Here is a 26,339-nt window from a genome sequence, read left to right as displayed (position 1 = left end):
TCTGCCTCATTCTAAATTTACTTTTTTTAATTTTATAGGTCTTCCTAAAAATAATTTAGCAATTTTTTCAAAATTGGGAGTAATATCTGAAACATAAATTTCTGGTTCACCATTTTCTTGAAGTTCCTTAGCTAATTCTGGAGTATTTTCAATGAAATTTTTCACTTCTAAAGCTATCTCTTCCGAAGGATCAACAAGTTTAATCCTTTTTCCTGCTTTTTCTTGAATAACTTTCTTTATTAATGGATAATGGGTACACCCTAAAATAAGGGTGTCAATTCCTTTCATTTTAAGAGGAATTAAGTATTTTTTAACAATTTTTCTTGTTTCTGGTTTTTTTAGCCAACCTTCTTCAATAAGTGGAACAAGAAGAGGGGCTGGATTTGAATATAATTTTATTTCAGAATCAGCTTGAGAAAACAATTGATCATAGATTCCACTTTCAACAGTAGTTCTTGTTCCTATAAGACCAATTTTTTTATTTTTAGTAAGTTTTAAAGCCTTTTTAAATGAAGGAGTTACTACTTCAAAAAAGGGTATATTTGGGAATTTTTCTTTAAGAACAGGTATAGCTGTACTTGATACAGTGTGACAAGCAACTACAATAATTTTGGCACCCCTTTCCAATAAAAATTTAGTATTTTCTATGGCATAACGTTTTACCGTTTCTGCGCTTTTAGTTCCATAGGGAGTTCTTGCAGTATCACCAAAATAAATGATTTTATATTGAGGTAACTTATTTAATATTTCCTTTACAACTGTTAAACCACCAAGACCAGAATCAAATATACCAATCACTTTCTCAATCCAAAATAAAATTCAAGACTTGCAGCCAAAGCAGTAATTACAGCTAACCAAAGGGCAATTTTGATAAAGCTATCTCTGGTCAAAGTTTTTTTAGCAAATTTTGTTAAAAGTCCATTAATTATTATAGTCATTCCTAATCCATAAAGACCACAACCTATAAAAATTTTTCCTGAATGAAGAAGGGTTTTTGAGATATCTGAAGGATAGAATCTAAAACTTAAAAGTATCCATAAGAAAAAAGGTAAAAGATATTGAGAACTAAGGTATTTTAATTTATTCATTTTTTAACCCTTATATTGATCTTTTCAAGAACACCACTTTTAAAGAAAGAAGTTGCTCCCTTTCCTTCGCAAACCATTCTAAATAAAAGTTCAGGATCTCTTACTATACTTCCACAAAGCCATGTTATAGGTGTAAATCTAAATACTTCAGGATTTAAAGGAGTTGTAGGACCTATTAAAAGGATTTCAGGAACACTTTCCAAATTTTCTAAAACTGAGTGGAGCGTTTTATTTACTAAGGTTGAAGATGTTATTATAGCTAATTTTATTTTATCACTTATATCAGAAATCTTTAAACTTGTTTCTTCAAGGGGTTTATCTATTACCCAAATTTTTTCTACTTTTCCTTCAAGTTTTTTGAAAAGAGGTTCAAAATATCCAATCATTAAAATCTCATCTTTACTGTTTAACTTAATTTCTGAAAATACATCTCCAGGAATAGCATCTTTTAAAAAGTCTTTTTTATGGTTAAAAACAGCATTTATAGTAGCAAGACCGATCACTTCTTCTATAGGATTGCCTGATAAATAACCTTTTACTACCATATCTGCAGAGCTTTTCCAAAAAGTAATTTCGTTTCTCAATTCACAACATTTTTTTACTTCTTGCAAGAAGGTATAGGCTAAACCTACACCTCCTCTTTCAATTTCAACCATAGTATAATGAATTCCCACACAAACCCTTTTTAGTCTTTTTGCTCTTGCTAAAGAAAGACCAGCTTCTACTAAATTTTTATAAATATCTGTATAAGCCATCAATATTACTTAATTCTAAAAACTTTATCAAGCACCTTTTCAGCAATGGTTTCTAAAAATTTTTGTTTTTCAGAAGATTCAAAAACTTCTGTTAAATTTTCTGTTTTTGAAAGCTCTTTTAATACAGGGATTTCAAATAAAACATTTAATTTTTGCTCATTCAAAAAATCTTGAAAGGAGGTTTCATCTTCAAAAAAATCAGCCATATTTTTAACTACTCCCAAAATAGGAACCATTTTTTCTTTTAGGATAGAAAGGGTTCTTTTTGCATCTGAAAGAGCTAATTTATGTGGAGTGGTTATTAATATAAATCCTTCAGGATTAAAAAAATCAAGCATGGTAAGAAATATATCCCCTGTGCCAGGAGGTAAATCAAGAATTAGAAAATCAAGGGGACCCCATTCTACCTTTTGAAGAAGTTCCTGAAGCAATTTAGAAGCCATAAGACCTCTCATAAAGATAGGCTCTTTCTCTGCAATCATTAAAGCTAAACTTAAAATTTTTATATTATCAGAACTTACAGGTTTAATTTTTCCAAATTCTACCATAGGTTTTTTATTGACACCTAATACAAGATGTAAATTTGGTCCATAAAAATCAAGATCAAAAACTCCTACTAAATAGCCAGCTTTTTTTAGAGCAAGGGATAAAATAGCAGAAACTGTTGTTTTTCCTACACCACCTTTACCACTCCCGATAGCTAAGACAAAACGAATATCCTTTATTCCTGTATGTTTTTTAAATTCTCTTTTAAAAAATAATTCAGCTGAAGGGCAAGTTTTTTCTTCCATAGATTCCCAAAATTTATAAGTTTTTTAAACCTAAAACATCATGCATATTATAAACTCCGGGAGGTTTTCCTACAACCCATAAAGCAGCCTTAAGTGCTCCACGAGCAAAGGTTTCACGACTACTAGCTCTATGGGTAAGTTCTATTCTTTCTCCAATTCCTGCAAAAAGAACTGTATGTTCTCCTACTATATCTCCTCCTCTTATAGTTTGTATTCCGATCTCTGTTTCTTTTCTTTCTCCTATGATACCTTCTCTGCAGAATCTGAAATCTTTATCAGATCTCCCAAGAACAGTAGCTATGGCATTAGCAAGTTTTAAAGCTGTTCCACTTGGAGCATCCTTTTTCATTCTATGATGAGCTTCAATTATTTCTATGTCATAACCTTCAGAAAGCACTTTAGCAGTTAATTCAACCAATTTTACTAAAAGATTAACTCCCATACTCATATTATAGTCTTGAACCAAAGGAAAATGTTTTTTAGCAAGCTCGTGAACCTCAGCAAGCTCCTCTTTAGAAAAACCGGTTGTTCCAATTACCATAGCTTTTCCATATTTAGCATTTATTCTTGCATGTTCTAAAGAGGCTTTGTGAAAAGTAAAATCAATAATTACATCACCTTTTTCTATAACTTTCTCTAAGGAATCTTCAACTATTATTCCTGTTTTAGGAAGTCCTACTACTTCTCCTACATCCCTTCCTACTGCAGGATTTTCAGGATGTTCAAAAGCAGCAATCAGATCTATTTGCGGATTTTGAAATATTAAATTAATAATAGTTTTACCCATTCTTCCTGCAGCACCTGCTACTATAGCTTTTATGGCCATGATTTCACCTCCTTTTGGTTTTCTTTAAATTCTTTTAAATACTTTTTGAAAGCTTCAAATAATTTATCTTCGATCTCCTTTTCTTCTATATATTTGTAAAATTTTTTAAAAAGCTCTTCCTCATTCAGTTCCATTTTTTTGCTTTCTAAAAATTCTTCCATTATAAAATCCTTACTAAAAGAAGAAATTTCTGTTTTTTTATCTTCATATTCTAATAATAAAAGATTAGGAAAAACGGTTTTTAATCTTTCAAAGGGATGTAAAACAGGTTCTTCGTCTTTTAGGATTATCTTTATATAAGCTTCATCCTTAGGAGAGTTTATTAAATCCTTAAAATAACCTTTTACAATTTTCATTTCAAAGGATGGGGAAAGATAAATAGGTTCTTCCTTTACTAATACACTATTTTTTATTTCAAAAAACCAAACTCCCTTTTTGTGAACCGATTCTTCAAAACTATAAGGAAGGATAGATCCAGAATAAAAAACCTTTGAAGATACCTTTTGAAGTCTATGAAGATGTCCTAAAAGAAGAAAATCAAAATTTTTAAAAAGTTCCAAAGGAAATACCTCTTCTAAACCCATAAATTTAAGAGATATTTCTTCTCCAGTAAAGATCCCTTTTTCTATTGCAAAATGTCCAAGAGCTATAGCAGGTCTATAAAAATTATCTTTAGTTAAATTTAAAAGGAGCTCTACTAAGTCTTTTAAAAGAAGTTGAGATTTTTTAACAAAAAAATCTACAACAATTTTATTTTCCTTTCCCCAAAATATTTCAATATTTTCCTTAAATTCATAAAGAGGAAGATAGGGTAAAATGTAAAAATAAATTTTTTCACCCTTTTCATCTTCCCAAATAAAGGGAGCTTTAAAATGATAAAGATTATCAATCATATATAAATAATTTTGTTTTAAAAATTCCTTAAATAAAGTAATTCTTTTGGAATCATGATTTCCGAGAATAAACAGAGAGGGGATTTTTTCTTTAAATAACCAGAAAAGAATTTCAGAAAGAAGTTTTAAAGTTTCCAGATCAGGATTTGGTTTATCGATTATATCTCCTGTAATTATCAAAATATCAGGTTTTACATCCTTTACCAAAGGGAAAAAAGTTTTTTCAAAAAAGAGTGCCTGTTCATCTATTAATTTTTTTCCAAATAAACTTTTCCCTAAATGCCAATCTGAGGAATGAAGAATTTTCAATCTATCCCCTTTTTAAAAGGTATTTTTTAAATCCTTGAGCTATAATAAAAATTTCTTTACTTTCTTTTCTTGAGCTTTTAGGTTTAAAAAATTTAACACTTTTGAAGTATTTTTCAATTTGCCTTTTTAAAATAGGTATTTTTTCTCCTTCAAAAACCTTTACTACAAAAGAACCACCTTCTTTTAAATAATTTTTTGCTATTTCTAAAGCTTTTTCAGCAAGTCTCACAGATCTCACATGATCTCCGAATTTATCTCCTGTTGTTTTTGGTGCCATATCGCTTAAGAGGACATCAACCTTTTCTATTCCCAAGTTTTTAAAATCATTTTCTTCTAATTCAAAAACATCTTTTTGAAGAAAATAAAAATTAGGATGGCTTATTTTTATAGGTAAGATATCAATCCCAATCACTTTTCCTTTTTCTCCCACAATACTTAAAGCATATTTAGACCATGATCCAGGAGATGCTCCTAAATCTAAAACTATATCTCCCTTTTGAATGATTTTGTATTTTTCTTGTATTTCCATAAGTTTAAATACAGAGCGAGCAGGATATCCCTTTTCTTTAGCCTTTTTAGCCCATTTATCAAACCAAGGATTTTTTTCCATAATTTTTTATTTTACTATTTACATTTAATAAAACCAAACTTGACTTTTTAATGAAGAATTTTTATGGTATGATTTAAAATAACTTAAATTTTTAGGAGGGGAAATTTATGAAAATGGTAGAAAAAGAGTTTGATAAGAAAAAAGCTATAGAAGCAGCTATTTCCCAGATTGAAAAGCAATTTGGGAAAGGTTCAATAATGCGTTTAGGGGAGAGTGAAAAAAAGATTGAAGTAAGCACCATTCCAACAGGTTCATTAAGTCTTGATATTGCAACAGGAATTGGTGGAATACCAAGAGGTAGGATTACTGAAATTTACGGAGCAGAGGCTTCTGGAAAAACTACCTTAGCTCTTCATATGGTAGCTTCCGCTCAAAAATTGGGAGGAGTTGCAGCTTTTATCGATGCAGAACATGCTCTCGATGTGAATTATGCTAAAAAATTGGGTGTAAAGGTTGAAGATTTACTTATCTCTCAACCAACTACAGGAGAAGAAGCTTTAGATATTGCAGAAATCTTAATAAGAAGTGGAGCAGTTGATATTGTAGTCGTAGATTCTGTAGCTGCTCTTGTTCCAAAAGCAGAATTAGAAGGGGAAATGGAAGATCAACAAGTAGGATCTCAGGCTCGTCTTATGTCAAAAGCTATGAGAAAGTTGACATCTGCTATTTCTAAAAGTAATACTGCTGTAGTTTTTATAAATCAAACTCGTATGAAAATAGGAATAAATACCTTTGGGGGACCTCCTGAGACTACACCTGGAGGCATGGCACTTAAATTTTTTGCTTCCTTAAGATTAGAAATAAAGAAAATTTCTACTATAAAAGAAGGATCAGAAACCTTAGGTCATAGAGTAAAAGTAAAAATTGTTAAGAATAAACTTGCTCCACCTTTTAAAGAAGTTGAATTTGATATTTACTTTGGAGAAGGAATTTCTAAAGAAGCAGAATTAATTGATCTTGGATTAGCTATGGGGATTATTGAAAGAAGTGGGGCTTGGTATACTTATAAATTTGATGGAAAAGAAGAAAGGTTAGGACAAGGAAGAGAAAGTGTGAGAAAACTTCTTAAAGAGAGGAAAGATTTAGCTCAAGAAATAGAAAGAAGAATAAGAGAATTAGCAGGATTACCATTATTAGAAAATATGCCTTTTCAAGAAAAGATTCTTAAAGAAGCAAAATAAAAATGCAGTCTTTTTCTTTAGAAAAAATTGAAGAAAAACTCAAGAATGTAAAACTTCTTGTTATAGGGGATTGTATTCTTGATAGATACTTTGTGGGAGAGGTTAATAGAATTTCTCCAGAAGCCCCGGTTCCGGTGTTTGATTTAAAAGAAATCTATTTTAGTTTAGGTGGAGCAGCCAATGTTGCTGCAAACTTAAGAGGTCTTAAAGTTAAAGTTGAATTGATGGGAGTTGTGGGAAGGGATGAGCACGGTAAAATTTTAAAGGATCTTGCTAAAAAAGAGGGAATAGGAATAAAAGGTATTTTAGAAGAGAATTCTCGTCCTACTACTATTAAAACAAGAGTAATTGCTCAATCTCAACAACTTCTTCGTATAGATAAAGAGGAGAGGAAACCTATTAGTAAAAATTTAGAAAAAAAATTTCAAGAAATTTATGAAGAAATTCTTCAGGAAGTTGATGGGGTAATTCTTTCTGATTATGCTAAAGGTATGTTTTTATCTGAAAGTTTTTGTGCATGGATAGTTAAAGAAGCAAAAAGGAAAGATAAATTTCTTATGGTTGATCCTAAAAGTGTAGAATGGAAAAAATATGAAGGTGCAACTTCAATTACTCCCAATTATAAGGAATTTAAGGAAACTGCTTTTAAAGAAAATCTTTCCCAAGATAATCTGAAAGAATCTGCAAAAATTTTGGTTGAAAAATACAATCTTGATTTTCTTGTTATAACCTTAGGTAAAGATGGAATATTTTCCTATCATCCTAAGGAAGGAGCCATTTATTCTCCTTCTCAAGCAAAGGAAGTTTATGATGTTTCAGGAGCTGGAGATACAGTAATAGCCTCCTTAGGAGCTTTTTATGCTATAGGTTTACCTTTAAAACAAATTCTTGAATTAGCAAATATTGCAGCAGGAATAGTGGTTGGTAAGATAGGAACTAAACCTGTTTATTGGGAAGAGATAAAAAATTTTATTAAAGAAAATTTCAAAGAAAAGGAGGGAAAGAAATGGGCAAAATTTCCCATATAAAGGCTCGTGAAGTACTTGATTCAAGAGGTAATCCTACAATTGAAGTAGAGGTTTGGTTAGAAAGTGGTTTTTATGGAAGAGTATCAATTCCTTCAGGGGCTTCAACTGGTAAACACGAAGCTCTTGAATTAAGAGATAAAGATCCAAAAAGATATTTTGGGAAAGGGGTTCAAAAGGCGGTTTTTAATGTAAATGAAATTATAGCTCCTCAATTAGAGGGTTTTGAATCTTCTAAACAGGTAGAAATTGACCAAATGCTTTGTGAACTTGATGGAACCGAGAACAAATCAAAACTTGGAGCTAATGCTATTTTAGGAGTTTCTCTTGCCTGTGCTAAAGCCACTGCTGAAGAATTAGGAGTACCTCTTTTTGCTTATATTGGTGGATTAAGAGCAAGAGTTTTGCCTGTACCTTTTATGAATGTTATAAACGGTGGTGCTCATGCAGATAATCCTTTAGATTTTCAAGAATTCATGATTGTTCCCTGGGGAGGAGATAGCTTTTCTACAGCTTTAAGAATGGGAGCAGAAACATACCATTCGTTAAAAAGCCTTTTAAAAGAAAAAGGATTAAGTACTTCTATAGGAGATGAAGGAGGTTTTGCTCCTCAAATAAAATCTCCTGAAGAGGCTTTAGATTTTTTAGTTAAAGCTATTGAAAAAGCAGGTTATAAACCAGGAGAAGATATTGCTATTGCTATGGATGTAGCACCTTCAGAATTATACGAGGGAAACGGAATATATAATTTTTCTGGTCTTGGTAAAAAAATGGATAGAGAAGAACTTCTTAAATACTATGAAAAATTAGTTAAAAATTATCCTATTATATCAATTGAGGATCCCTTCGCAGAAGATGATCCTGAAGGGTTTAAACTTATTACTAAAAGTTTAGGAAATAAAATCCAAATTGTTGGAGATGATATATTTGTAACCAATCCTAAAAGAATTGAATGGGGAATTAAAGAAAAACTTGCTAATGCAGTTCTAATTAAACTTAATCAAATAGGTACACTAACTGAGACAATTTCTGCTGTAGAATTAGCTTATAGAAATAATTGGAAATGCATGGTTTCTCATCGTTCAGGGGAAACAGAAGATACTTTTATTGCTGATTTTGCAGTAGCTTTGAATACAGGACAAATAAAAACTGGAGCACCAGCAAGAAGTGAAAGAGTAGCTAAATTTAATCAACTTTTAAGAATTGAAGAATACCTTGGTTCTGCAGCTATTTTTGCTGGAAAAAGCATTTTAAAATAATATTTATGGAATTTTTAAAAGAAATTAAAAAAATATCTCAAAAAGAACCTGTTGAATTTTGGATAGAAATTGAAGAGGGTTTTGAATTAGAAAAAAGGGATAGAAAAGATTTTTTAGAAGAAAAATATAAAGATCAAAATATTTCCATAAGATATTTAAATGAAGATGGAAAAGCTGGTCTCTCTTATAGTACGTCCTTTAACTTTTTAGACTTAGAAGAAGCGGTTTTAAAAGCTAAAGCTCTTTCAAAATACGGTGTGCCTTCTATTTTTCCGGAAAAAGAAAAAAAATATCCAGAAATTTATTTTTCAAAAGACCTCAATATCTCTGTAAATGAAGTTAAAGAAAAACTTACTGAATTAGAAGAAAAAGCCTTTGGTTTTGATTCTTCAATAACAAGAGTTGAAAAAATTAAACTTTCTTTTGGGAAAATTAAATATATTTTAATTAGAAATGAACTTGAATTGTTTTGGGAAAGTCCCTTTTATAGTTTTATTATCTCGGTAGTTGCTAAAAATAATAAAGAAGCCGAAGCTTATGAATGGTATGAAGGGGTTGAATTTAATTACCAAACTCTTTTAGAAAGGATTGAGCTTGCCTGCCAAAAGGCTATAGCTCTTTCTAAAACCAAGAAAGGAAAAAATTTAAAAATTCCTATTCTTTTTCCTCCATTTTTAGTAGTTAATCTTTTAGAGCTCTTAGAATTTTCTTTCTTGGGAGACGAAGTATTAAAAGGGAGATCCTTTTTGAAAGATAAACTGGAGAAAAATGTTTTTAATGAAAAAATTACTTTATTTGATGATGGAATTAATCCTTCTTTACCTGAGAGTAGACCCTTTGATGATGAGGGGGTAGCACAAAATAAAAAAATACTTATAGAAAAAGGCATAGTAAAAACCTTTTTATTTGATACTTATTGGAAAAGAGAAGCAGAAAAAAGAGGACTTAAAGAATTTAAAGCTGGAAATTCAAGAAGACTCGATTTTTCATCTTTTCCTAAAATTTCTTCTACTAATCTTTACCTTAAGAATGGAGAAGTTTCTAAAGAAGATCTTATTAAAGCAGAAAAAGAGGTTTTTGAAGTTTTAGAATTGTTGGGGGGTCATACTGCTAATCCTATTTCTGGAGATTTTTCTTTTGGAGTTTCAGGAATTTATTATAAAGAAGGAGAACCTATAGATTATTTTTGTGAAATGGCTCTTTCTGGGAATATTTTTGAATTATTTAAAAATGTTTTAGAACTTGGTTCAGATCTCACTTTTTATGGGTCTATAGGTTCTCCAAGTTTGCTTGTAGAAAAAATGGATTTAGGAGGTTAGTTTAAATGGAAATTAAAGAAGCTATCGCAAAACTTAAAGAAAGAGAAAATTTAAAGAAGGAGGAAGCCTATGAAGTTTTTAAAAAAATAGCTACTAATAATTTCGAAGATGAAGAAGTAGAGTTATTTCTTGATCTTTTAAGAAAAAAGGGAGAAACCTGGCAAGAAATAACCGGTGCAGTAATGGCTTATAGAGAAATTATGATAAAAGTACCTCATAATTTACCTGAATCTGCAATAATTGTTGATACCTGCGGAACAGGAGGAGATAACAAACATACTTTTAATTTTTCAACAGCTGTTGCTATAGCTCTTTCAGCTTTAGAGGGAATTTATGTTGCTAAACATGGAAATAGATCTGTTTCAAGTAAATGTGGAAGTGCAGATTTGTTAGAAGCTTGTGGTATTCCTTTAGATTTAACTCCTGAAGCAGGAGCTTTAGCTCTTGAAGAAATTGGATTTTCTTTTCTCTTTGCTCCTCTTTATCATCCAGCCTTTAAAAGGGTTGCAGGAATAAGAAAAAAACTCGGTAGAACTATTTTTAATACTCTTGGACCCCTTTTAAATCCAGCCTTGGCTAATTATCAATTATTAGGAGTATATGATTTTTTGCTTACAGAAAAAATAGCCTATGTGCTTGATAGTATAGGAGTTAAAAGAGCTTTGGTTGTTTTTGGTGAAGAAGGATATGATGAAATAACTATTACTGGCTCTACAAAGATCTCAGAATTAAGAGATGGGAAAATTACTACCTATTATGTAGATCCGGAAAACTTTGGTTTTGAAAGATGTACAATTCCAGAGGAATTAACAATTAAAGATCCTTCTCAAAGTAAGGAAATTTTAGAAAATTTACTAAAAGGGAAACTTGAAGGTCCTATTATGGATATGTTTCTTTTAAATCTTGGAGGAGCTATTTATCTCTGTGAGAAAGCTATAGATTTTAAAGGAGGAATAAAAAAAGCCAGAGAGCTTATCCAATCAGGTCAAGCCTGGGAAAAATGGCAAGAAATTCTGAAATATTATAAAAAATTTAAAAATTAAAGGTAGAAAATATTAAGAGTGGGTTATGAAAATAAGATTTTTATATTTTAAAGGTTGTCCTAATGTAAAACCAGCTTTAAATTTATTAAAAGAAGTACTTAAAGAAAAAGGGATTGAAGAGGAGATTGAAATTATAGAAGTTAAATCAGAGGAAGACGCAATTAAGTATAGATTCTTAGGTTCTCCCACAATTCAGATTAATGGCTTAGATATTGAAAGAGAAAGAAGAAATGATTTCCCAACTATGGTATGTCGTATTTATAAAACTAAAAATGGATATAGTGGAATACCTCCAAAAGAGTTAATTGAGAAAGCTATTGATGAAGTGATGAATTTATAAAAATTAGGAAATTAATTTTTCTAAAGCTTCTAAAACTTCCTTGGGAGAGATTGATTTTAGACAATTATAGTGTTCGTATTTGCAAGTTCTTTTAAAACAGGGACTACAAGAAAGATTAGCCTTTAAAACTATAGCTTTTTTATTTAAAGGTCCTGTTTTTTCTGGGTCAGTGGAACCAAAAATAGCAATTTGAGGTACCTTTAGAGCTGCTGCAAGATGCATAAGCCCCGAATCGTTAGAAATAACAGCTTTAGCTAAGGAGAAAATTCCTGCAACCTCATTCAAATTTGTTTTTCCGCAAAAATTATATATTTCCTTTTTTCCATCTTTTATAAAAGCTCCTACCTCTTTTTCTTTTAAACTTCCTACAACAATTACGGTAAAACCTTTTTTCACAAGATTGGAAGCAAGTTCTTTGTAATATTCCTTAGGCCACATTTTAGCTGGTCCATAAGCAGCACCTGGTGCTATAATAACAAAGGGTTTATCTTTAAGTTCTTTTAAAAAAGCTTTAGCCATCTCTACTATTTTTTCATCAAGAGGTAAGAGTAACTCTTTATATTCATAAGGAAGTCCTAAGGCTTTTAAGAGATATAAATAATAATCTCTTTGGTGGATTTTTTGACGAGGAGGTTTGATAGCCCTTGTTAAAAGAAAACTTCTAAAGTCTTTTGCATATCCCCATCTTTCTTGAATACCAGCTCTAAAAAAAAGCCAAGCTGAAGAAAAAGAGTTAGTAAGAAGAAGTCCAATCTCCTTTTTAAAAGGTTTTAAAATTTCTAAATTTTTTTTGGTATTACCTTTTTCATAATAGAGAATTTCTGTATTAGGAAAAAATTTGAAAAGATTTACTATAGGAGAAGGTCCAAATAAATAAATTTTTTCTTTTTGGCAAAGATTATAATATACAGGGGTTGCCATTAAGGCATCACCAAGCCAGTTAGGGATTCTGATAACCATAACAAAGCCTCTTTACAACTAAAGTTGCATAAGCTCCTTTTTCTAAAGTAAATTTTATTTTTATAGTTGTGTTATCAAGTTTTTCCCATTCTAATTTTTCTGGAAAAATAACCGCTGGTCTTGGATAGGTTTTAAATATAAGTCCTTTTATAAAGCTTCTCAAATTTTTAATATTGTCTAAGCCTTCCCTTTTACATATTTCATTATAAATTTCTTCTAAATTTAAGTTTTCAAACTTTTCTTTAAATTTTAGCTTAGGGGATGGTAAAGGTAATTTTAAATTTTTCAATATTTCCCATTTATCAGCTGGTACTTCTTTATAAAAAAATAGTTTTCCTAAAAGATAAGAAATTTCAAAATATGGTATTTCAAGCCTTAAAATGACTTCTTTTAATACTTCATTCCACAAATAACTTTGGTAGGCATTTCCTAAGAAAAAGAGATATTCTTTATCTACTAGATTTAAAGCTCGTTTAAAAGTCCTTTTAGAAGGTTTATGAGTTATTAAAAAATTTAGCAAATTTTTTTCCCAATTAACTTTAGCAAATTCCAAACATTTTTCAAAATTTCCCCAATGTTTTTTTAAGCAATCTCTAAATTTTCTTGTTTTTTCTATATCAACAGCACTTCCTTCAGCCATCATAAGATATAGAGCCCTTTCGTAATTTCCTAAAATAATTTCTTTTGCAGCAAATTCCTTAGAACTTTTAATGGAACCAAATCTTTGTTCGTTAAAATAATTTGAAAGTCCAAATTTTCTTACCAACTCTACTTCTCTATCAAACTTTTTTTCTTCTATTTGAAAATCTCTTACAATAATCTCAAATTTATTTCCTATAAGGAGATCCTTCGACATAGGTTTAGTTGTTTTTCCTAAATATATAAGCTCAAATTCCTTTTCTTTTATATCTCTTTTAGGTCCTCCTTTAATGGTAATAAATTGATGAGCTATTGCCTTTTTATCTTTTAATCCTCCATAATTTATAGAATCCATGGAAATTCTCAATTTTTTTGCAATCTTCCCCAGTGCGTCCCAAGTTGAAATATTTAATTTTTTAAGCATATAAAGGGAATATTCTCCCTTTCCTTCAGGATAAATGTCTGCAATTTCTGAAACAACAAAATCTTCTAATTTTTCTTTTATTTTCATCAAGCCTTATTTTAAAAGAAAGGAATCTAAAAAACAAGGTAGGTTGTTTTATAAAGAAAAAGTATTAAATTATTAAAAATCCAAAAAGGTGAGAATTTTATTATGATTGCTCGAGTTTTAGCAAAAATTGTAGGAACAAAAAACGAAAGAGAATTAAAAAGGCTTAAACCTATAGTTGAAAAAATAAATTCTTTAGAACCTGAAATGCAAAAACTTTCTGATGCTGAACTTTCAAGAAAAACTGTAGAATTTAAGGAGAGATTGGAAAGAGGAGCTACTCTTGATGATATTTTGCCAGAAGCCTTTGCTGTAGTAAGAGAGGCTGCAAGAAGAGTTCTTGGAATGCGTCATTTTGATGTTCAAATTATGGGTGGAATTGTCTTACATGAAGGTAAAATTGCTGAAATGAAAACAGGAGAGGGGAAAACTTTAGTTGCAACTCTTCCTGCTTATTTAAATGCCCTAACAGGTAAAGGTGTCCACATAGTCACAGTTAATGATTACCTTGCTAAAAGAGATGCTGAATGGATGGGGCCTATTTATAGATTTTTGGGCTTAACTGTTGGATATCTTCAAAATCAAATGAGTGATTCAGAAAGGAAAAAAGCTTATGCCTGCGATATAACTTATGGAACAAATAGCGAATTTGGTTTTGACTATCTCCGTGACAACATGAAATATTCCTTAGAAGATATGGTTCAGAGAGGGCATTATTATGCCATCATAGATGAAGTAGATTCTATTTTAATAGATGAGGCAAGGACTCCACTGATTATTTCTGGTCCTTCTGAAGAATCAACAGATCTTTATTATTACATAGATGAAATTGTAAGAAAACTTAAAAAAGACATTCATTTTACTGTGGATGAAAAAACTAAAAATGCTTTTTTAACAGAAGAAGGAATTGCAGAATGTGAAAGACTTCTCGGTATAAAAAATTTGTATAATCCAAGATATGTTAGACTTATTCATCATATAAATCAAGCTTTAAGAGCACATCATCTATTTAAAAGGGATGTAGATTATGTAGTTAAGGATGGAAAAGTAATAATTGTAGATGAATTTACTGGAAGGTTAATGCCTGGTAGAAGATGGAGTGACGGTCTTCATCAAGCTATAGAAGCTAAAGAAAGATTAAGAATTGAGGCTGAAAATCAGACCTTAGCTATGATAACCATTCAGAATTATTTTAGAATGTATGAAAAACTTGCTGGTATGACAGGAACTGCAGAAACAGAGGCTGCTGAATTTAAAGAAATTTATAATCTTGATGTAGTAGTTATTCCTACTCATAAACCCATGATAAGAATTGACTATCCTGATGTGGTTTTCAGAACCCAAAAAGAAAAATTTGAAAAGGTGGTTGAAGAAATAGAAAAATGTTATAAAGAAGGAAGACCTGTACTTGTAGGAACTACAAGTATTGAAAAAAATGAACTCCTTTCAAAAATGCTAAAAAAGAGGAAAATTCCTCATCAAGTTTTAAATGCAAAGCATCACGAAAAAGAAGCCCAAATTATCGCACAAGCTGGAAGATCTCATACTGTAACCATAGCTACTAATATGGCAGGTAGAGGAGTTGACATTATTTTAGGAGGTAATCCAGAGGGGCTTGCTAAAGCTCAGCTTGAAGCAGAGGGGTATGATTTGTCTGAAATTGATGAAAGAGCTTGGAATGAAGTACTTGCTATGGCAAGACAAGGACTTGATCCTACTACTAAATATAAAGATTACTGGGCGAAGGTTCTTTATGAAAAATATTTAGAATGCCAAAAAGATGCTGAAAAAGTAAAGGCTCTTGGGGGTTTATATATTATTGGAACTGAGAGACATGAATCAAGAAGGATAGATAATCAATTAAGAGGAAGAGCAGGGAGACAGGGTGATCCAGGAGCATCTCGTTTCTTTTTATCTTTAGAGGATGATCTTTTGAGACTTTTTGGATCTGAAAAACTTAAAACCTTTATGGAAAAACTTGGATTACCAGAAGGGGAGCCTTTAGAACATCCTTGGTTATCAAAAGCTATAGAACAAGCTCAAAAAAAAGTGGAAGCCTATCATTTCGAAATAAGAAAATATCTTTTAGAATATGATGATGTAATGAACAAACAAAGAGAAACAATATATTCTCAAAGAAAAGAGATATTAAAAAGTGATTCTATAAAAGACTGGATTATTTCTATGATAGAGGAAAAGTGTGAAGAAATTGTAGAAGAGGCATTTATTGAAAATAAACATTTTGAAAAGGAAAATTTAGAGACACTTTTACAAAGATTTAAAGAAATCTTCGCTTTTAGTCCAGAAATAGATGTGAATTTTTCAAAAAAAGAAGATTTAGTAAAAGAATTAAAAAATTCCGCTTTAAAAAGATATGAGGAAAAAGAAAAAATAATAGGTTCTGAAACTCTAAGAGGTCTTGAAAAATATTTTCTTTTAACTACTATAGATACCTTATGGAAAGAACATTTATTAATGCTTGATCATTTGAAAGAAAGTACAGGATTAAGAGGATATGGGCAAAAGAATCCTTTACAAGAATATAAAAAAGAAGCTTTTTATTTGTTTGTAGACTTAATGAAAAGAATAAAAGAGATAACTCTTTCCTATCTTTTTAGAATAGAAATTAAAGAAACAAGGGAGTCTTCCGAAGAAATAATAGAAGAATTAGAAAAGGAGGAAATTGATAGTAAGAAGCTTCAATATAAAAGAGAAGATCCTTTTAAAGAAGGTGAAGAAGCGGCTTCTCAACCTATAAGAGTTCAAAAAATAGGAAGAAATGATCCATGTCCTTGTGGAAGTGGTAAAAAATATAAAAAATGTTGTGGTAAAAATTTAGAACAAGGAGAGATAAGAGATGAAATGTCTAAAATGTAATTATATTTTTTCTGAAGAAATTAAAATTTGTCCTAAATGCGGATCTGATATGGGTATGGTGCTTGAAAAATTAGGATATTTTCCTCCCTCAGCTTCTAAGCCCTTTTTAACTGCAGATGATTTTAAGGAAAGATCTATCCTTGAAACATTTGAAACAGAGAAAGAAGCTAAAGAAAAAAAAGAAGAGATAGAATTTACTTACGAAGAATAATTAAGGAACCTTATCCCCCCAAAAATCTTTTTTAGTTCCCTCTGCAAATTCTTTAGTTTCTAAAAGGGCTTTCTGATAATAAGTTAATACAAGTTTTTGGGCTTCCTTTGAAGCATAAGTCTCGGGATAGTTATTTATAATGTAAAGAATTCTTTGGTATGCACCTCTATAATACTTAATCTTATAATAAAATTTAGCTATGTACAATTCATGTTGAGCTAAAAGCTCTCTAAGTTCTTTAATCCTCTTTTCTGCTTCAGCTCTATAGGGACTATCAGGAAAGTTTTGTAATAGTCTTTGATAAGTAGAGATAGCTTTTTCTGTATAACTTTGATCTCTATCATAAGAACGTTTCATCTTATAATAACAGGTTCCTATTTGATAAATTACATAAGGTATTGCTTCATTATTTGGATAAAATTTTTCAAACTCCTCATAAAGAGCTATAGCTTCTAAATAATCTTCTTGCCAGAATTTTGAATCTGCCATTCTTAATTGAGCAAGAACAGCTTGCGGAGAACCTGGGAACTTATCTCTTATTTCTTTGTAAGTTTCATAAGCTTTTTCATAATTTCCTTTAGCAAAATTTTTTTCTGCATCTCTTAAAAGTTCAATAAGTATAGGTTCTTCTTCTTTCTTCTTCTTTTTCCCAAAAGCTTCAGAAAATTGAGTTTCTATACCAGATGAAATTTTTGAAAGGGTCCCGCAAGAATTTAAAGAGATCGCAATAAAAAATAAAAAAATAATTAAAAAAGATTTTTTAATAAAATCAAAAAAATTCATCTCATAAAAATTTAAGAAGATAATGCTTTATTTAAGGCATTTAAAATTACACTTTTTGATACTGCTCCAACGATAACCTCTATTGGTTCTCCCTTTTTAAAAATAATTAAAGTAGGGATAGCCCTTATTCCGTATTTACCAGGTGTTATAGGATTTTCATCAACATTTATTTTGCAAACCTTTACTTTCCCTTCTAATTCTTCTGCTATCTCGTCAATAATGGGTGCAATAACTTTACATGGTCCACACCATGCTGCCCAAAAATCTACTAATACAGGAACCTCTGATTTTAAAACCTCTTTTTCAAAATTTTGATCAGTTACTATACAAGTTGCCATTATAGCCCCTCCCTCCTCAAAATATAAAAACCTTTAAAAAAATTAATTTAATACAATTTTTACAAACTTCAATTAATATTTAAATTTTGTAAGAAATAAAACCCCTTTTCAAAATAAGAAGAATTCTTTTAAAGAGAATCTCAAGAGTCTTAGAAGTTTCTTCTTTTTTTAAAAGATAATAATTATAGGCTATTACTGCAGGAATAGCACAAAAAAGCCCCATAGCTGTATTAATAAGAGCTTCTGCAATTCCTGGTGCAACAGTTGCTAAACTTGCGCTACCTTTTAAGCCAATGTCATGAAAGGCTTTCATTATACCCCAAACAGTTCCAAAAAGACCTATAAATGGTGCTACATTTCCTACTGTAGCAAGAACTCCTAACCCTTTACTTAATTTCATAATGATATTTTCTTGCTCTATTAAAGCTTTTTCTATAAGTTCTTTTTCAGCTAAATTAAGAGCTATTTCTAAATTAAAATTTTTAGATTCATCCCTTTTTTCAAAATAATTTTCATAAATTTCTCCAAAAGAAGCTACAATTTTTTTTATGCTATGCCCTAAAAGATGAGCTTCCATTTCTTTAGTTTCTTTTATTAAAGAGGATAAATCTTTAGTCTTTTTTATTAATGAATCTATCTCGTAGAGAAGATTTTTAAAAGCTTTATATCTGAAATAATTTGCGATAATTATATACCAGCTTTGAATACTCATAATAAGTAATATTAAAAGAACAAATTTTCCCACATATCCAGTTTGTAAAAATACTTTCCATAATTCCATAAAATTAAATTCCCCAAATGAGATCTTTTAAAGATTTTTTAATATTTAAGAAGTCCTTTAAAATTGTCAAGCCTTCTAAAGCAAAATCTTTTAATTCATAGGTATACTCATTTACATAGGTATCAACATGTTTTTTAATAATTTCTTCTTCCATTTCTTGAGCATAATTTTTTAATAAAGGAAAAACCTCTCCCCAATTATTTTTAGCCCAATTAATACTTTTTCTAAAAAGATTAACAATTTCGTTTTTAATTTTTTTTGATAAGGCTTTTTTAATAAAAAATCCTCCTAAGGGAAGAGGGGCTTTAGTAATTTTTTCCCAATATTCTCCCAGATCTAAAATTTTATGTAAACCATATTTATAGTACAAAAATCTTCCTTCATGAATAAGAATCCCAAGTTCAGTTTTACCTTCTAATAAGAAGGGAATTACTTGGTCATATTTTACGAAGATTTTTTCTATTTTATCTTGATAATAAAAATTAAAAAGCATATGAGCAGTAGTATATTTTCCAGGGATAGCAATTTTTAATTTGCTAAAATCTTCAATTGAATAGGATTTTAATCCTACAAGTAAGGGGCCTACACTAAATCCAAGGGCAGAGCCAACAGGTAAAAGCTCATAATCAGAAAAGATAAAATTCCATATAGCAAAAGAAGCTTTAATTATTGGAAAAACTCTTTTTATAGCTAAATTATTTAAAGTTTCTATATCTTCAAAATAAAAATTAACCTCAAAAGGAGATTTAATTTTTTTAAGAATTATTCCTGAAACTATAAAAACATCATTAGGACAAGGAGAAAGAGCTATCTCCAATTTTTCACTAAGCATTCCCAAACCTTTTTTAAAACTTCCGAAGCCTTTGTTTTATCCCACTCCTTTTCTGGTTGAGAAAGAAGGTTACTTATCACTCTTATTTCAACCATATGAACCTTTAATTTTTCACAAGCTTTAGCAACTCCAAAACCTTCCATGTTTTCTGCTATAACATCAAATTTTTCCTTTATAAAATAAGCTCTATTTAAATCATAAGTTGCTGAACATACAGTAGAAAAACTCCCAACAACAGGAGTTAAATCAAAGTCTTCTAAAAGTTGAATAACTTTCTCAGTAAAAGCATGGTTTAAAGAACAACTATTGCAAACTTTTAAATTTTCAGGGAAAGAAGCATAGTGAGTTTTATATTTTCTTCCAAAATCAGCAAATATTTCTTGAGTTGCTACTACTATATCTCCTATATCTAACTCAGTTTCTGGATAGGCTCCAGCCCAACCAGTTAAAAAAACTAAATTAGTTTTTTTGTTTAGTAAAATTTCATAGGAAGATAAAGCAGATTCAATTGGGCCAATTCCAATAATTTGCAAATCTAAATCAAGATCTTTTAAAACCTCTGCTTCTAATTCAGAAGGAACAAAAACTGTTAGTTTATGCATTTTTAATTTTCCTCAAAGATTCCCACATCATCTATATATTTAACTTGAGCCCTTATTCCAAGATCTATTAGATTTTTTAACAAAAAATCTACTTCGTTTACTCTTATTAAATTTCCTTCAGAATAAAAGGGAAATTCTAAAATTACCTCAGCTGGTTTAATTTTAATAACTTTAATCTCGATCTTACTTTCTGGAGGAAGGCCTTTTAAATTTTCTTTTAAAAATCTTTTTATAAAGAGTTTTAAATCCTTTTCATTTTTGAAATTTTTAACCAAAATTTAAAAAAATCACTTTAAAATTTTTAAAAATATTCTACTTTAAAGGATATGAAAGTCAAGTATTATATTGGAACCTGTGGCTGGAGTTATTATTCTTTTAAAGGCTATTTATACCCTTTTGAAAGTAAACCCAGAGAATGGTTAAAAATTTATTCTCAACAATTTAATACTGTAGAGATAAATGCTACTTTCTATAAAATCCCAACAGCAAAAACTTTTAAAAAATGGTATGAAGAGACTCCCAAAGATTTTATTTTTTCTGTTAAAGCTCCTAAAGCCATAACTCATATAAAAAAACTTAGAGAAGTAGAAGAAGATTTAAATAACTTTCTTAAAGTTATATCTCCTTTAAAAGAAAAGGGGAAGATTCTTCTATTTCAGTTACCTCCCTCCTTTAAATATCATAAAGAAACTTTAGAAAAATTTTTAAAGATTTTACCTTCAGATTATCTTAACACTATAGAAATAAGAAATATTTCTTTTCATAACGATGAGTTTATAGAACTTTTAAAAAAATATAAAGTATGCTTATGTTTTTCTGATTGTGCTGGAAAATATCCTTCTTGGTATGAAGTGCAAACTACAGACTATTTATACATTAGACTTCATGGATCAAAAAAACTTTATGTGTCAAGCTATGAGGAAGAGGAACTTCAAAAGCTTGCTGAGAAAATAAAAACTTTCAAAATTAATTCAGCTTTTATCTATTTTGATAACACAGCAGAAGGCTATGCTGTTCCTAATGCTTTGAGATTAAAAGAAATTTTAAAAACTTAAATTGTTTTTTTCGTCTTTGAAGAGAGTTCTTATTTCTATAATTTCATCCTTAATTTTTAAAAATATCTCAACTAATTCGGGATCAAAGTGTTTGCCTGATTCATTTTTAATAATTTCAAAAGCCTCCTCTACAGAAAAGGCTTTTCTATAAGGTCTATCAGAGGTTAAAGCATCAAAAACATCAGCGATGGATACAATTCTTGCAAAAAGAGGTATCTTTTTCCCTTTTAATCCATAAGGATAACCAGTTCCATCCCATTTTTCATGATGTAAAAGTGCTATTTTTTCTGCAGCCTTTAGATATTTTATTTTTGAGCCTTCAAGTATCTTTGCTCCCATAATAGTATGTGTTTTCATTATTTCCCATTCATCTTTAGTAAGAGGACCAGGTTTTAATAGAATATGATCGGGAATTCTCAATTTGCCAATATCATGTAAAGGGGAACTATATTTTATAAGTTCGACTTGTTCTTTACTTAATCCTAAATGTTCTGCAATTTTTGTAGAGTAAAAACCTATTCTTTGAATATGAAAACCTGTATATTCATCTTTAAATTCAGCAGCCTTAGCAAGTCTATAAATTATCTCTAAGGAAAGATCTTTGATTTCATTGTAAGCTATTTGTAATTGTAAGTAAAGTTTTTGAAGTTCTGAGGTCTTTTTTTCAACTTCTCTTTCTAACAGATTTTGATAATTTTTTAAAAAATCTCTATATTTTTTAATTTTAGAAAGAGAGGCTATTCTTGCCTTTAGCTCCGGAATAAGAAAAGGTTTATTAAGAAAATCATCAGCTCCTCCTGCAAGCCCTTTAATTCTTGAATCTATATCATTAGCTGCAGTGATTAAAATAATTCCTATATCTACAGTTTCAGTATTATTCTTTACAATTTTACATAGAGATATCCCATCTAATTCAGGCATAAAAAGATCAACAACCATTATATCTGGATTGAGATGAGATAACATCTCTAAAGCCTCTTTTCCATTTTCAGCAGTATAAACTTGATAGCCTTCTAATGAAAGAATTTCTTTAAGGTTTTCTCGAGTAGAAGCATCGTCGTCAACTACTAAAATTTTTACATTTTTTGGTTCTTCAGCTTCTGGTAAAAACATATTTCTGCTCTTTTTAAATCTTCTAAGGTATTAATATTTATAAATGTTTCAGTTTCTATTTTTTGATCATTTTCAATAAAAAAAATTCTTTGATTTGTAGTTAAATATTGAAAAAATCTAAAAAGGCTTTTTTTGGGGGAATTAAATAAGAAAGTTTCCATTTCTCCTTTCAAAGAACAGGGATAGACCCCGGGGAAGGGATTTATTTTTTCTCTTCCTTTACTTACTATTACGAATTGATTGCAAAAAATATAAGAAAGTAGATCTAAATAATTTAAAAAATTTTTACTTATTAAGGGTTGATCTACTGCTGCCACTAAAAAAGCAGATTCTTCTGAAAAAAGTTTTAAAGCTGAAATTATACCTGACAAAGGCCCCTCAATTTCTGGATATAAATCTCTAATAAATATTATTTCGTCAAATTCTACTTTTTCTTTAATTAATTCTTTTTTAATTTCTTCTTCTTGAGTCTCATTTTTTACTGAAATATAAATGGGAGAGGAAAGATCTTTTAGATTTTTAAAAACCCAATAAATAAGAGGTTTTCCAAAAAATGGTATAATGGCCTTTTTTCCTCCTAATCTACTTCCTTTACCTCCTGCTAAAATAAGCAGTTTTAATCTCATTTTAAAAGTTTTTATTTATTTTTATATAACTTCCTGAAAATTGATTTTTATAAACCTCTAAAACTACAGGAAATTTATCTTTTAGTTCCTTTAAATGAGATATAATTCCAATTATCCTTCCACTATGATGAGCTAAATTTAATAAGGTGTTAACTACTTTTTCAAGAGTATTTTCATCAAGGCTTCCAAAACCCTCGTCAATAAAAAGGGATTCAAAAGGACGGGTCCTATATAAATATAAAATTACATCTGAAGTTCCAAGGGCTAAAGAAAGAGTAGCTAAAAAGGATTCACCTCCAGAAAGAGTCTTTGTCTCCCTTTTACTCCCTGTATAATGATCAAAAACTTCTAAAATAAATTTTTTTTGTAATACTTCATCTTCTATAAATTTATATCTACCAAAGGAAAATTCTTTAAAATAAAAATTAGCCCTTTTTAAAATAAGCTGGGCAAAAAGGGAAAGAACAAAAGAATGGAAAGAAACTCCTTTTTTATTTTTTCCAGCAATGATATTGTATAAAGCCTCTAAGAATGGATACTCATCTTCTAAAGATTTTTTATCTTTTATTAATTTTTCATAGGCTATTAAAATTTCTTGAAAATGTAATATATCTTTTTCTACTCTTCCTATATCTTTATTTAAATTTCCTAAAGCCTCTTCTAAAAGTCTTTTTTCATTCTTTTTTAATTCTAATTCTGAATATAATTTTTCTTCTTCTAAGGTTTTTTGAGTTAAGGGTTCCCATTTTTTTTTATAAATTTCTAAATTGTTTTTAACTTCTTTAAGTCTCTCTTTAATTCTTTCCAATTCATTAAAAAAGTCTGAAATTTCCTCTTCAATTTCTTCTATTTTAGATAATGTAGAAGCTTGAGTTTTGAAATCATTTATAGAACTTAGAAAGCCCTCTCTTTTTAGACTAATCAATTTTTTAATAATCTTTTTGTATTCCTGAAGATCTTTTTTTATTGATTCTTTTATATTTATTAATTGGGTTTGAGTTTTTATTTTTTCTTCTCTTAAAAGACGAATATTATTTTCCAATTCCCCCTTTTTATTTTCCCATTCTTTAATTTCCCTTTCTAAATAATCTATTTTTGACTTAAATTCTTGAGAAGAATAATTTTTGATAAGTTCTTCAATAATATTTAAACGTTCTCTTAATGCTACTTCCTCTTTTTTTAAGTTTTCTAATTCCTCTCTTCTTTTTGTTTCCAAATTTTCAAAATAATTTAATTGAGTTTTTAGATTTTTGATTTTTTTTTCTATTTCTGAAAGTATATCAAAATTTTTTGTAGGATTTTGAAAATATTTTTGGGGCAGATTAGAAAGTTCCTTTTCTATATTTTCAAAATCTTTGTTAAGTTTTTCCTTATCCTTGTTCTGTAAAATTTCTTCAAGATTTTCTATTTTAGCTTGTAAGCTAAAAAACCTCTTTTCTTCCTTTTCTAATTCTTCTTTTTTTTCTAAAAGTTCTTTTTCTCTTCTTTTTAATTCTTCTATAAAATTTCCGGTTTTAATTGGATGGGGATGAAAAATTGAGCCACAAACAGGGCAGGGTTCTCCTTCTTTTAAAAACTTTGCTAAATATTGGGCACTATTTTTTATTTCTAAATCTCTTTTTAAATTCTCAAGATTTTCGTAATAAGCTTTCAATTCTTTAAATTTTTTTTCAGTTGTTTTTAATTCTGATATTGATTTTTCATATTCTTCAAAGGCTTTGAGTGATTCGGTGATTATCTCTCTTTCTTTTAATAAAAAAGTAGCTCTATTTAATTGGTCTTTTTCTTCAAAAGCATTTTCTACTTCCCTTTTTAAAGTATTTATTTTTTCTTTGATAATCTCTAATTCTTTTGCCTTTTTTTGAAAAAGCTCAACTACTTTTTCCAAATTTTTGTGTAATATTTCTTTTTCTTCAAAACGTTTTTCTAACTCTTTTAAAGTTTGAAGTTCCTGTTTCTTTTTTTCTATTTCCTTTTCCTTTTGATAAACCTCTTTAATTTCAATCTCAAGTGATTCAAGTATTTTTTCAATCTGGCAAAGATTTTTTGCTAAATTTTTCTTTTTTTGATGATTATTTTTTAACTCAATTTTAATTTTTTCAAAATTTTCGTAAAAAATTAGGTTTTCTTTTAATATTTTTAATTTTTTTAAAACTTCCTTTTTGATACAAATTTCCTCTTCTTTACTTTTAAGATTTTCAAATTTTTCCGAGAGTTCTTTAATTTCTCTTTGAAGTTGCAAAATATGTTCTATTTCTTTTATTTCTTTTTCAATTTTTTCTTTTTTAAGGATATAAAATTTTAATTTGTTTTCTAAATCCTTTTGTTTTCTTTCAAGTTCTTCGATTTTATTTTTTAGTTCTTCAAAATTAGATACTTGAGCAATTTTTTTTAAATCTTCTTCTCTTTCATTTAATGACTGATAAAGTTCTTTTAAATCTTTTATTTTATTTTTTAAAAAATCTTCTAAATTAGAAAAAAGAAAAGTTTCAAAGATAGTCTCAAGAAGGTTCTCTCTTTCTTCCTTCTTAGCAATTAGTATTTTTCTATATTCTCCTTGAGGGATAAGAAAGACTTTTTTGAACTGTTTGGCATCAAGTCCTATAAGTTCCTTTATTTTTGCTTTTATTTCCTCTTTTTTTGCTGAAAAAAGTTTATTTTCAATCCATAAAGAAACATTTTCAGCCCTTCCTTTAAAGGAAGGACGTCTTATGATTTGATAAGTTTTACCATCTAAAAAAAATTTAAAATTAATTTCAGGAATTATATTAGGTTTATTTTTAATAAAATGGGAAATAAGATCAGCTGGGTTACGTCCTTCTATAGTGCTTTCTCCGTAGAGGGCATAGACAATTGCATCAAAAATAGTTGTTTTACCCGCCCCAATTTCTCCAGAGATTAAGAAAAGTTTATTTTCTGTTAGAAATTTAAAATCATCTTCTTTTATTTCAGCTTTGAGATAGGGTCCAAAGCCTTTTATGGAAAGATAAAGGGGTTTCATTTAATTTTAAACTTTCTTTTTAATTCTCTTTCTAAGTCTCTTCTTTTAATTTCTTCCCTTCTATCATAAACCTTTTTACCTTTAGCCAAAGCAAGTTCTACTTTGGCAAGTCCTCTTTCATTAAAATAAATTTTTAATGGAATAAGAGTATATCCTTTTTCTTGAACCTTTCCTGCTAATCTTTTTATTTCAGATTTTCTTAAAAGGAGTTTTCTTGTTCTTGTAGGATCTATATTTTGAGCTTCTCTACTATGGGGATATGGGCTTATATGAAGGTTATAAAGAAAAACCTCACCATTAACTACCCTTGCAAAACTGTCATTTAAGTTAGCTCTCCCTTGTCTTAGAGATTTCACTTCACACCCAAGAAGCTGAATCCCAGCTTCATAAGTTTCTTCTATATTATAAAGATGATGAGCTTTTTTATTAGTACAAACTATTTTTTGTGGCATATTTTAAAAATAGCACATATTAAATTCAAAGTCAATTTTACTTTATAATTAACTTGACAATAATAGCAACCTTTGCTATTATCCTTTTAATAGAAAAACATAGCTTTAGGGGGAGGTAATTT

At 29.3% G+C, this 26,339-nt stretch carries 28 protein-coding genes; 9 read left to right on the top strand and 19 right to left on the bottom strand.

The window, feature by feature from the left end:
- Positions 1 to 6: 6 nt before the first annotated feature.
- The 7 genes from murI to TOPB45_RS00665 are packed head-to-tail and all read right to left on the bottom strand — an operon-like array spanning position 7 to position 5,272.
- Positions 7 to 798 (bottom strand): glutamate racemase, encoded by a 792-nt coding sequence (gene murI / locus TOPB45_RS00695; RefSeq protein WP_013908953.1) that lies wholly within the window; start codon positions 796 to 798, stop codon positions 7 to 9.
- Positions 795 to 1,088 carry a hypothetical protein gene (locus tag TOPB45_RS00690; protein ID WP_013908952.1) on the bottom strand — a complete coding sequence of 98 codons (294 nt, stop codon included), beginning with the start codon at positions 1,086 to 1,088 and terminating at the stop codon, positions 795 to 797. Before TOPB45_RS00690 ends, murI begins: the two co-directional genes overlap by 4 nt.
- Entirely contained in the window at positions 1,085 to 1,843 is a 759-nt protein-coding gene (locus TOPB45_RS00685; RefSeq protein ID WP_013908951.1) for a Rossmann-like domain-containing protein, read from the bottom strand. Before TOPB45_RS00685 ends, TOPB45_RS00690 begins: the two co-directional genes overlap by 4 nt.
- Before the next feature lie 5 nt (positions 1,844 to 1,848).
- Positions 1,849 to 2,634: a P-loop NTPase gene (locus TOPB45_RS00680; protein WP_013908950.1), complete on the bottom strand. Its 786-nt coding sequence runs from the start codon at positions 2,632 to 2,634 to the stop codon at positions 1,849 to 1,851.
- A 13-nt stretch (positions 2,635 to 2,647) separates the two neighbouring features.
- Complete coding sequence (dapB, locus tag TOPB45_RS00675; RefSeq protein ID WP_013908949.1) at positions 2,648 to 3,460, bottom strand: 4-hydroxy-tetrahydrodipicolinate reductase; 813 nt, start codon at positions 3,458 to 3,460, stop codon at positions 2,648 to 2,650.
- Positions 3,451 to 4,662 carry an exonuclease SbcCD subunit D gene (locus TOPB45_RS00670; protein ID WP_013908948.1) on the bottom strand — a complete coding sequence of 404 codons (1,212 nt, stop codon included), beginning with the start codon at positions 4,660 to 4,662 and terminating at the stop codon, positions 3,451 to 3,453. Before TOPB45_RS00670 ends, dapB begins: the two co-directional genes overlap by 10 nt.
- Before the next feature lies 1 nt (position 4,663).
- Positions 4,664 to 5,272 carry an RlmE family RNA methyltransferase gene (locus TOPB45_RS00665; protein ID WP_013908947.1) on the bottom strand — a complete coding sequence of 203 codons (609 nt, stop codon included), beginning with the start codon at positions 5,270 to 5,272 and terminating at the stop codon, positions 4,664 to 4,666.
- A 107-nt stretch (positions 5,273 to 5,379) separates the two neighbouring features.
- Between TOPB45_RS00665 and recA the strand changes: the two genes are divergently transcribed.
- The 6 genes from recA to TOPB45_RS00635 are packed head-to-tail and all read left to right on the top strand — an operon-like array spanning position 5,380 to position 11,439.
- Positions 5,380 to 6,453: a recombinase RecA gene (gene recA / locus TOPB45_RS00660; protein WP_013908946.1), complete on the top strand. Its 1,074-nt coding sequence runs from the start codon at positions 5,380 to 5,382 to the stop codon at positions 6,451 to 6,453.
- Positions 6,454 to 6,455: 2 nt separating this feature from the next.
- Entirely contained in the window at positions 6,456 to 7,481 is a 1,026-nt protein-coding gene (rfaE1, locus tag TOPB45_RS00655; protein ID WP_013908945.1) for a D-glycero-beta-D-manno-heptose-7-phosphate kinase, read from the top strand.
- Complete coding sequence (eno, locus tag TOPB45_RS00650) at positions 7,460 to 8,737, top strand: phosphopyruvate hydratase (RefSeq protein ID WP_013908944.1); 1,278 nt, start codon at positions 7,460 to 7,462, stop codon at positions 8,735 to 8,737. The genes rfaE1 and eno overlap by 22 nt, the downstream gene beginning before the upstream one ends.
- A 5-nt stretch (positions 8,738 to 8,742) precedes the next feature.
- Entirely contained in the window at positions 8,743 to 10,056 is a 1,314-nt protein-coding gene (locus TOPB45_RS00645; RefSeq protein ID WP_013908943.1) for a TldD/PmbA family protein, read from the top strand.
- Positions 10,057 to 10,061: 5 nt separating this feature from the next.
- The gene (trpD, locus tag TOPB45_RS00640; protein WP_013908942.1) at positions 10,062 to 11,099 is read left to right on the top strand and encodes an anthranilate phosphoribosyltransferase; all 1,038 of its coding nucleotides are present in this window, start codon (positions 10,062 to 10,064) and stop codon (positions 11,097 to 11,099) included.
- Positions 11,100 to 11,124: 25 nt separating this feature from the next.
- Positions 11,125 to 11,439, top strand: coding sequence for a DF family (seleno)protein (locus tag TOPB45_RS00635; protein ID WP_013908941.1), 315 nt, complete (start codon positions 11,125 to 11,127; stop codon positions 11,437 to 11,439).
- A gap of 3 nt (positions 11,440 to 11,442) precedes the next feature.
- On the opposite strand, the gene waaF is transcribed toward TOPB45_RS00635, so the two are convergent.
- Positions 11,443 to 12,399: a lipopolysaccharide heptosyltransferase II gene (waaF, locus tag TOPB45_RS00630; RefSeq protein WP_013908940.1), complete on the bottom strand. Its 957-nt coding sequence runs from the start codon at positions 12,397 to 12,399 to the stop codon at positions 11,443 to 11,445.
- Positions 12,380 to 13,549, bottom strand: coding sequence for a tRNA pseudouridine(13) synthase TruD (gene truD, locus TOPB45_RS00625; RefSeq protein WP_013908939.1), 1,170 nt, complete (start codon positions 13,547 to 13,549; stop codon positions 12,380 to 12,382). The genes waaF and truD overlap by 20 nt, the downstream gene beginning before the upstream one ends.
- 102 nt (positions 13,550 to 13,651) lie before the next feature.
- Here truD and secA point away from each other — a divergent pair, with 102 nt between their 5' ends.
- A complete protein-coding gene (secA, locus tag TOPB45_RS00620; RefSeq protein ID WP_013908938.1) occupies positions 13,652 to 16,423 on the top strand; it encodes a preprotein translocase subunit SecA in 2,772 nt (923 codons plus the stop codon).
- A complete protein-coding gene (locus tag TOPB45_RS00615) occupies positions 16,404 to 16,634 on the top strand; it encodes a hypothetical protein (RefSeq protein WP_013908937.1) in 231 nt (76 codons plus the stop codon). The genes secA and TOPB45_RS00615 overlap by 20 nt, the downstream gene beginning before the upstream one ends.
- Here TOPB45_RS00615 and TOPB45_RS00610 read toward each other — a convergent pair whose 3' ends face one another.
- The 6 genes from TOPB45_RS00610 to TOPB45_RS00585 form a co-directional block, all read right to left on the bottom strand.
- A complete protein-coding gene (locus TOPB45_RS00610; RefSeq protein WP_013908936.1) occupies positions 16,635 to 17,417 on the bottom strand; it encodes an outer membrane protein assembly factor BamD in 783 nt (260 codons plus the stop codon).
- A gap of 11 nt (positions 17,418 to 17,428) precedes the next feature.
- Positions 17,429 to 17,755 carry a thioredoxin gene (trxA, locus tag TOPB45_RS00605; protein ID WP_013908935.1) on the bottom strand — a complete coding sequence of 109 codons (327 nt, stop codon included), beginning with the start codon at positions 17,753 to 17,755 and terminating at the stop codon, positions 17,429 to 17,431.
- A 79-nt stretch (positions 17,756 to 17,834) separates the two neighbouring features.
- Entirely contained in the window at positions 17,835 to 18,536 is a 702-nt protein-coding gene (locus TOPB45_RS00600; protein ID WP_013908934.1) for a MotA/TolQ/ExbB proton channel family protein, read from the bottom strand.
- A gap of 4 nt (positions 18,537 to 18,540) precedes the next feature.
- Positions 18,541 to 19,368 carry a 1,4-dihydroxy-6-naphthoate synthase gene (locus tag TOPB45_RS00595; RefSeq protein WP_013908933.1) on the bottom strand — a complete coding sequence of 276 codons (828 nt, stop codon included), beginning with the start codon at positions 19,366 to 19,368 and terminating at the stop codon, positions 18,541 to 18,543.
- Entirely contained in the window at positions 19,344 to 19,970 is a 627-nt protein-coding gene (locus tag TOPB45_RS00590; protein WP_013908932.1) for a phosphorylase family protein, read from the bottom strand. Before TOPB45_RS00590 ends, TOPB45_RS00595 begins: the two co-directional genes overlap by 25 nt.
- A gap of 2 nt (positions 19,971 to 19,972) precedes the next feature.
- The gene (locus TOPB45_RS00585; protein WP_013908931.1) at positions 19,973 to 20,245 is read right to left on the bottom strand and encodes a hypothetical protein; all 273 of its coding nucleotides are present in this window, start codon (positions 20,243 to 20,245) and stop codon (positions 19,973 to 19,975) included.
- Positions 20,246 to 20,296: 51 nt separating this feature from the next.
- On the opposite strand from TOPB45_RS00585, the gene TOPB45_RS00580 reads away from it, so the two are divergent.
- The gene (locus TOPB45_RS00580) at positions 20,297 to 21,025 is read left to right on the top strand and encodes a DUF72 domain-containing protein (protein ID WP_013908930.1); all 729 of its coding nucleotides are present in this window, start codon (positions 20,297 to 20,299) and stop codon (positions 21,023 to 21,025) included.
- Here TOPB45_RS00580 and TOPB45_RS00575 read toward each other — a convergent pair.
- The 4 genes from TOPB45_RS00575 to smpB are packed head-to-tail and all read right to left on the bottom strand — an operon-like array spanning position 21,014 to position 26,217.
- Complete coding sequence (locus TOPB45_RS00575; RefSeq protein WP_013908929.1) at positions 21,014 to 22,138, bottom strand: response regulator; 1,125 nt, start codon at positions 22,136 to 22,138, stop codon at positions 21,014 to 21,016. The two genes, TOPB45_RS00580 and TOPB45_RS00575, sit on opposite strands and share 12 nt — an antisense overlap.
- Positions 22,102 to 22,764, bottom strand: coding sequence for a molybdenum cofactor guanylyltransferase (gene mobA / locus TOPB45_RS00570; RefSeq protein ID WP_013908928.1), 663 nt, complete (start codon positions 22,762 to 22,764; stop codon positions 22,102 to 22,104). Before mobA ends, TOPB45_RS00575 begins: the two co-directional genes overlap by 37 nt.
- 1 nt (position 22,765) lies before the next feature.
- Complete coding sequence (locus TOPB45_RS00565) at positions 22,766 to 25,765, bottom strand: AAA family ATPase (RefSeq protein ID WP_013908927.1); 3,000 nt, start codon at positions 25,763 to 25,765, stop codon at positions 22,766 to 22,768.
- On the bottom strand, positions 25,762 to 26,217 hold the full coding sequence (gene smpB, locus TOPB45_RS00560) for an SsrA-binding protein SmpB (protein ID WP_013908926.1): 456 nt from the start codon (positions 26,215 to 26,217) through the stop codon (positions 25,762 to 25,764). The genes TOPB45_RS00565 and smpB overlap by 4 nt, the downstream gene beginning before the upstream one ends.
- Between the last annotated feature and the right edge of the window lie 122 nt (positions 26,218 to 26,339).

The sequence above is a fragment of the Thermodesulfobacterium geofontis OPF15 genome (assembly GCF_000215975.1).
Classification (GTDB): Bacteria; Desulfobacterota; Thermodesulfobacteria; order Thermodesulfobacteriales; family Thermodesulfobacteriaceae; genus Thermodesulfobacterium; species Thermodesulfobacterium geofontis.
Note: the sequence above shows the minus strand (reverse complement) of the source record. Positions and strands in the feature narration are given on the sequence as shown.

Excerpts from the sequence above, each read along its gene's own strand:
- TOPB45_RS00690 (WP_013908952.1), bottom strand. The coding sequence starts at position 1,088 with ATGAATAAATTAAAATACCTTAGTTCTCAATATCTTTTACCTTTTTTC.
- TOPB45_RS00685 (WP_013908951.1), bottom strand. The coding sequence starts at position 1,843 with ATGGCTTATACAGATATTTATAAAAATTTAGTAGAAGCTGGTCTTTCT.
- TOPB45_RS00680 (WP_013908950.1), bottom strand. The coding sequence starts at position 2,634 with ATGGAAGAAAAAACTTGCCCTTCAGCTGAATTATTTTTTAAAAGAGAA.
- dapB (WP_013908949.1), bottom strand. The coding sequence starts at position 3,460 with ATGGCCATAAAAGCTATAGTAGCAGGTGCTGCAGGAAGAATGGGTAAA.
- TOPB45_RS00665 (WP_013908947.1), bottom strand. The coding sequence starts at position 5,272 with ATGGAAAAAAATCCTTGGTTTGATAAATGGGCTAAAAAGGCTAAAGAA.
- recA (WP_013908946.1), top strand. The coding sequence starts at position 5,380 with ATGAAAATGGTAGAAAAAGAGTTTGATAAGAAAAAAGCTATAGAAGCA.
- rfaE1 (WP_013908945.1), top strand. The coding sequence starts at position 6,456 with ATGCAGTCTTTTTCTTTAGAAAAAATTGAAGAAAAACTCAAGAATGTA.
- eno (WP_013908944.1), top strand. The coding sequence starts at position 7,460 with ATGGGCAAAATTTCCCATATAAAGGCTCGTGAAGTACTTGATTCAAGA.
- TOPB45_RS00645 (WP_013908943.1), top strand. The coding sequence starts at position 8,743 with ATGGAATTTTTAAAAGAAATTAAAAAAATATCTCAAAAAGAACCTGTT.
- trpD (WP_013908942.1), top strand. The coding sequence starts at position 10,062 with ATGGAAATTAAAGAAGCTATCGCAAAACTTAAAGAAAGAGAAAATTTA.
- TOPB45_RS00635 (WP_013908941.1), top strand. The coding sequence starts at position 11,125 with ATGAAAATAAGATTTTTATATTTTAAAGGTTGTCCTAATGTAAAACCA.
- waaF (WP_013908940.1), bottom strand. The coding sequence starts at position 12,399 with ATGGTTATCAGAATCCCTAACTGGCTTGGTGATGCCTTAATGGCAACC.
- truD (WP_013908939.1), bottom strand. The coding sequence starts at position 13,549 with ATGAAAATAAAAGAAAAATTAGAAGATTTTGTTGTTTCAGAAATTGCA.
- secA (WP_013908938.1), top strand. The coding sequence starts at position 13,652 with ATGATTGCTCGAGTTTTAGCAAAAATTGTAGGAACAAAAAACGAAAGA.
- TOPB45_RS00615 (WP_013908937.1), top strand. The coding sequence starts at position 16,404 with ATGAAATGTCTAAAATGTAATTATATTTTTTCTGAAGAAATTAAAATT.
- TOPB45_RS00610 (WP_013908936.1), bottom strand. The coding sequence starts at position 17,417 with ATGAATTTTTTTGATTTTATTAAAAAATCTTTTTTAATTATTTTTTTA.
- trxA (WP_013908935.1), bottom strand. The coding sequence starts at position 17,755 with ATGGCAACTTGTATAGTAACTGATCAAAATTTTGAAAAAGAGGTTTTA.
- TOPB45_RS00600 (WP_013908934.1), bottom strand. The coding sequence starts at position 18,536 with ATGGAATTATGGAAAGTATTTTTACAAACTGGATATGTGGGAAAATTT.
- TOPB45_RS00595 (WP_013908933.1), bottom strand. The coding sequence starts at position 19,368 with ATGCTTAGTGAAAAATTGGAGATAGCTCTTTCTCCTTGTCCTAATGAT.
- TOPB45_RS00590 (WP_013908932.1), bottom strand. The coding sequence starts at position 19,970 with ATGCATAAACTAACAGTTTTTGTTCCTTCTGAATTAGAAGCAGAGGTT.
- TOPB45_RS00580 (WP_013908930.1), top strand. The coding sequence starts at position 20,297 with ATGAAAGTCAAGTATTATATTGGAACCTGTGGCTGGAGTTATTATTCT.
- TOPB45_RS00575 (WP_013908929.1), bottom strand. The coding sequence starts at position 22,138 with ATGTTTTTACCAGAAGCTGAAGAACCAAAAAATGTAAAAATTTTAGTA.
- mobA (WP_013908928.1), bottom strand. The coding sequence starts at position 22,764 with ATGAGATTAAAACTGCTTATTTTAGCAGGAGGTAAAGGAAGTAGATTA.
- TOPB45_RS00565 (WP_013908927.1), bottom strand. The coding sequence starts at position 25,765 with ATGAAACCCCTTTATCTTTCCATAAAAGGCTTTGGACCCTATCTCAAA.
- smpB (WP_013908926.1), bottom strand. The coding sequence starts at position 26,217 with ATGCCACAAAAAATAGTTTGTACTAATAAAAAAGCTCATCATCTTTAT.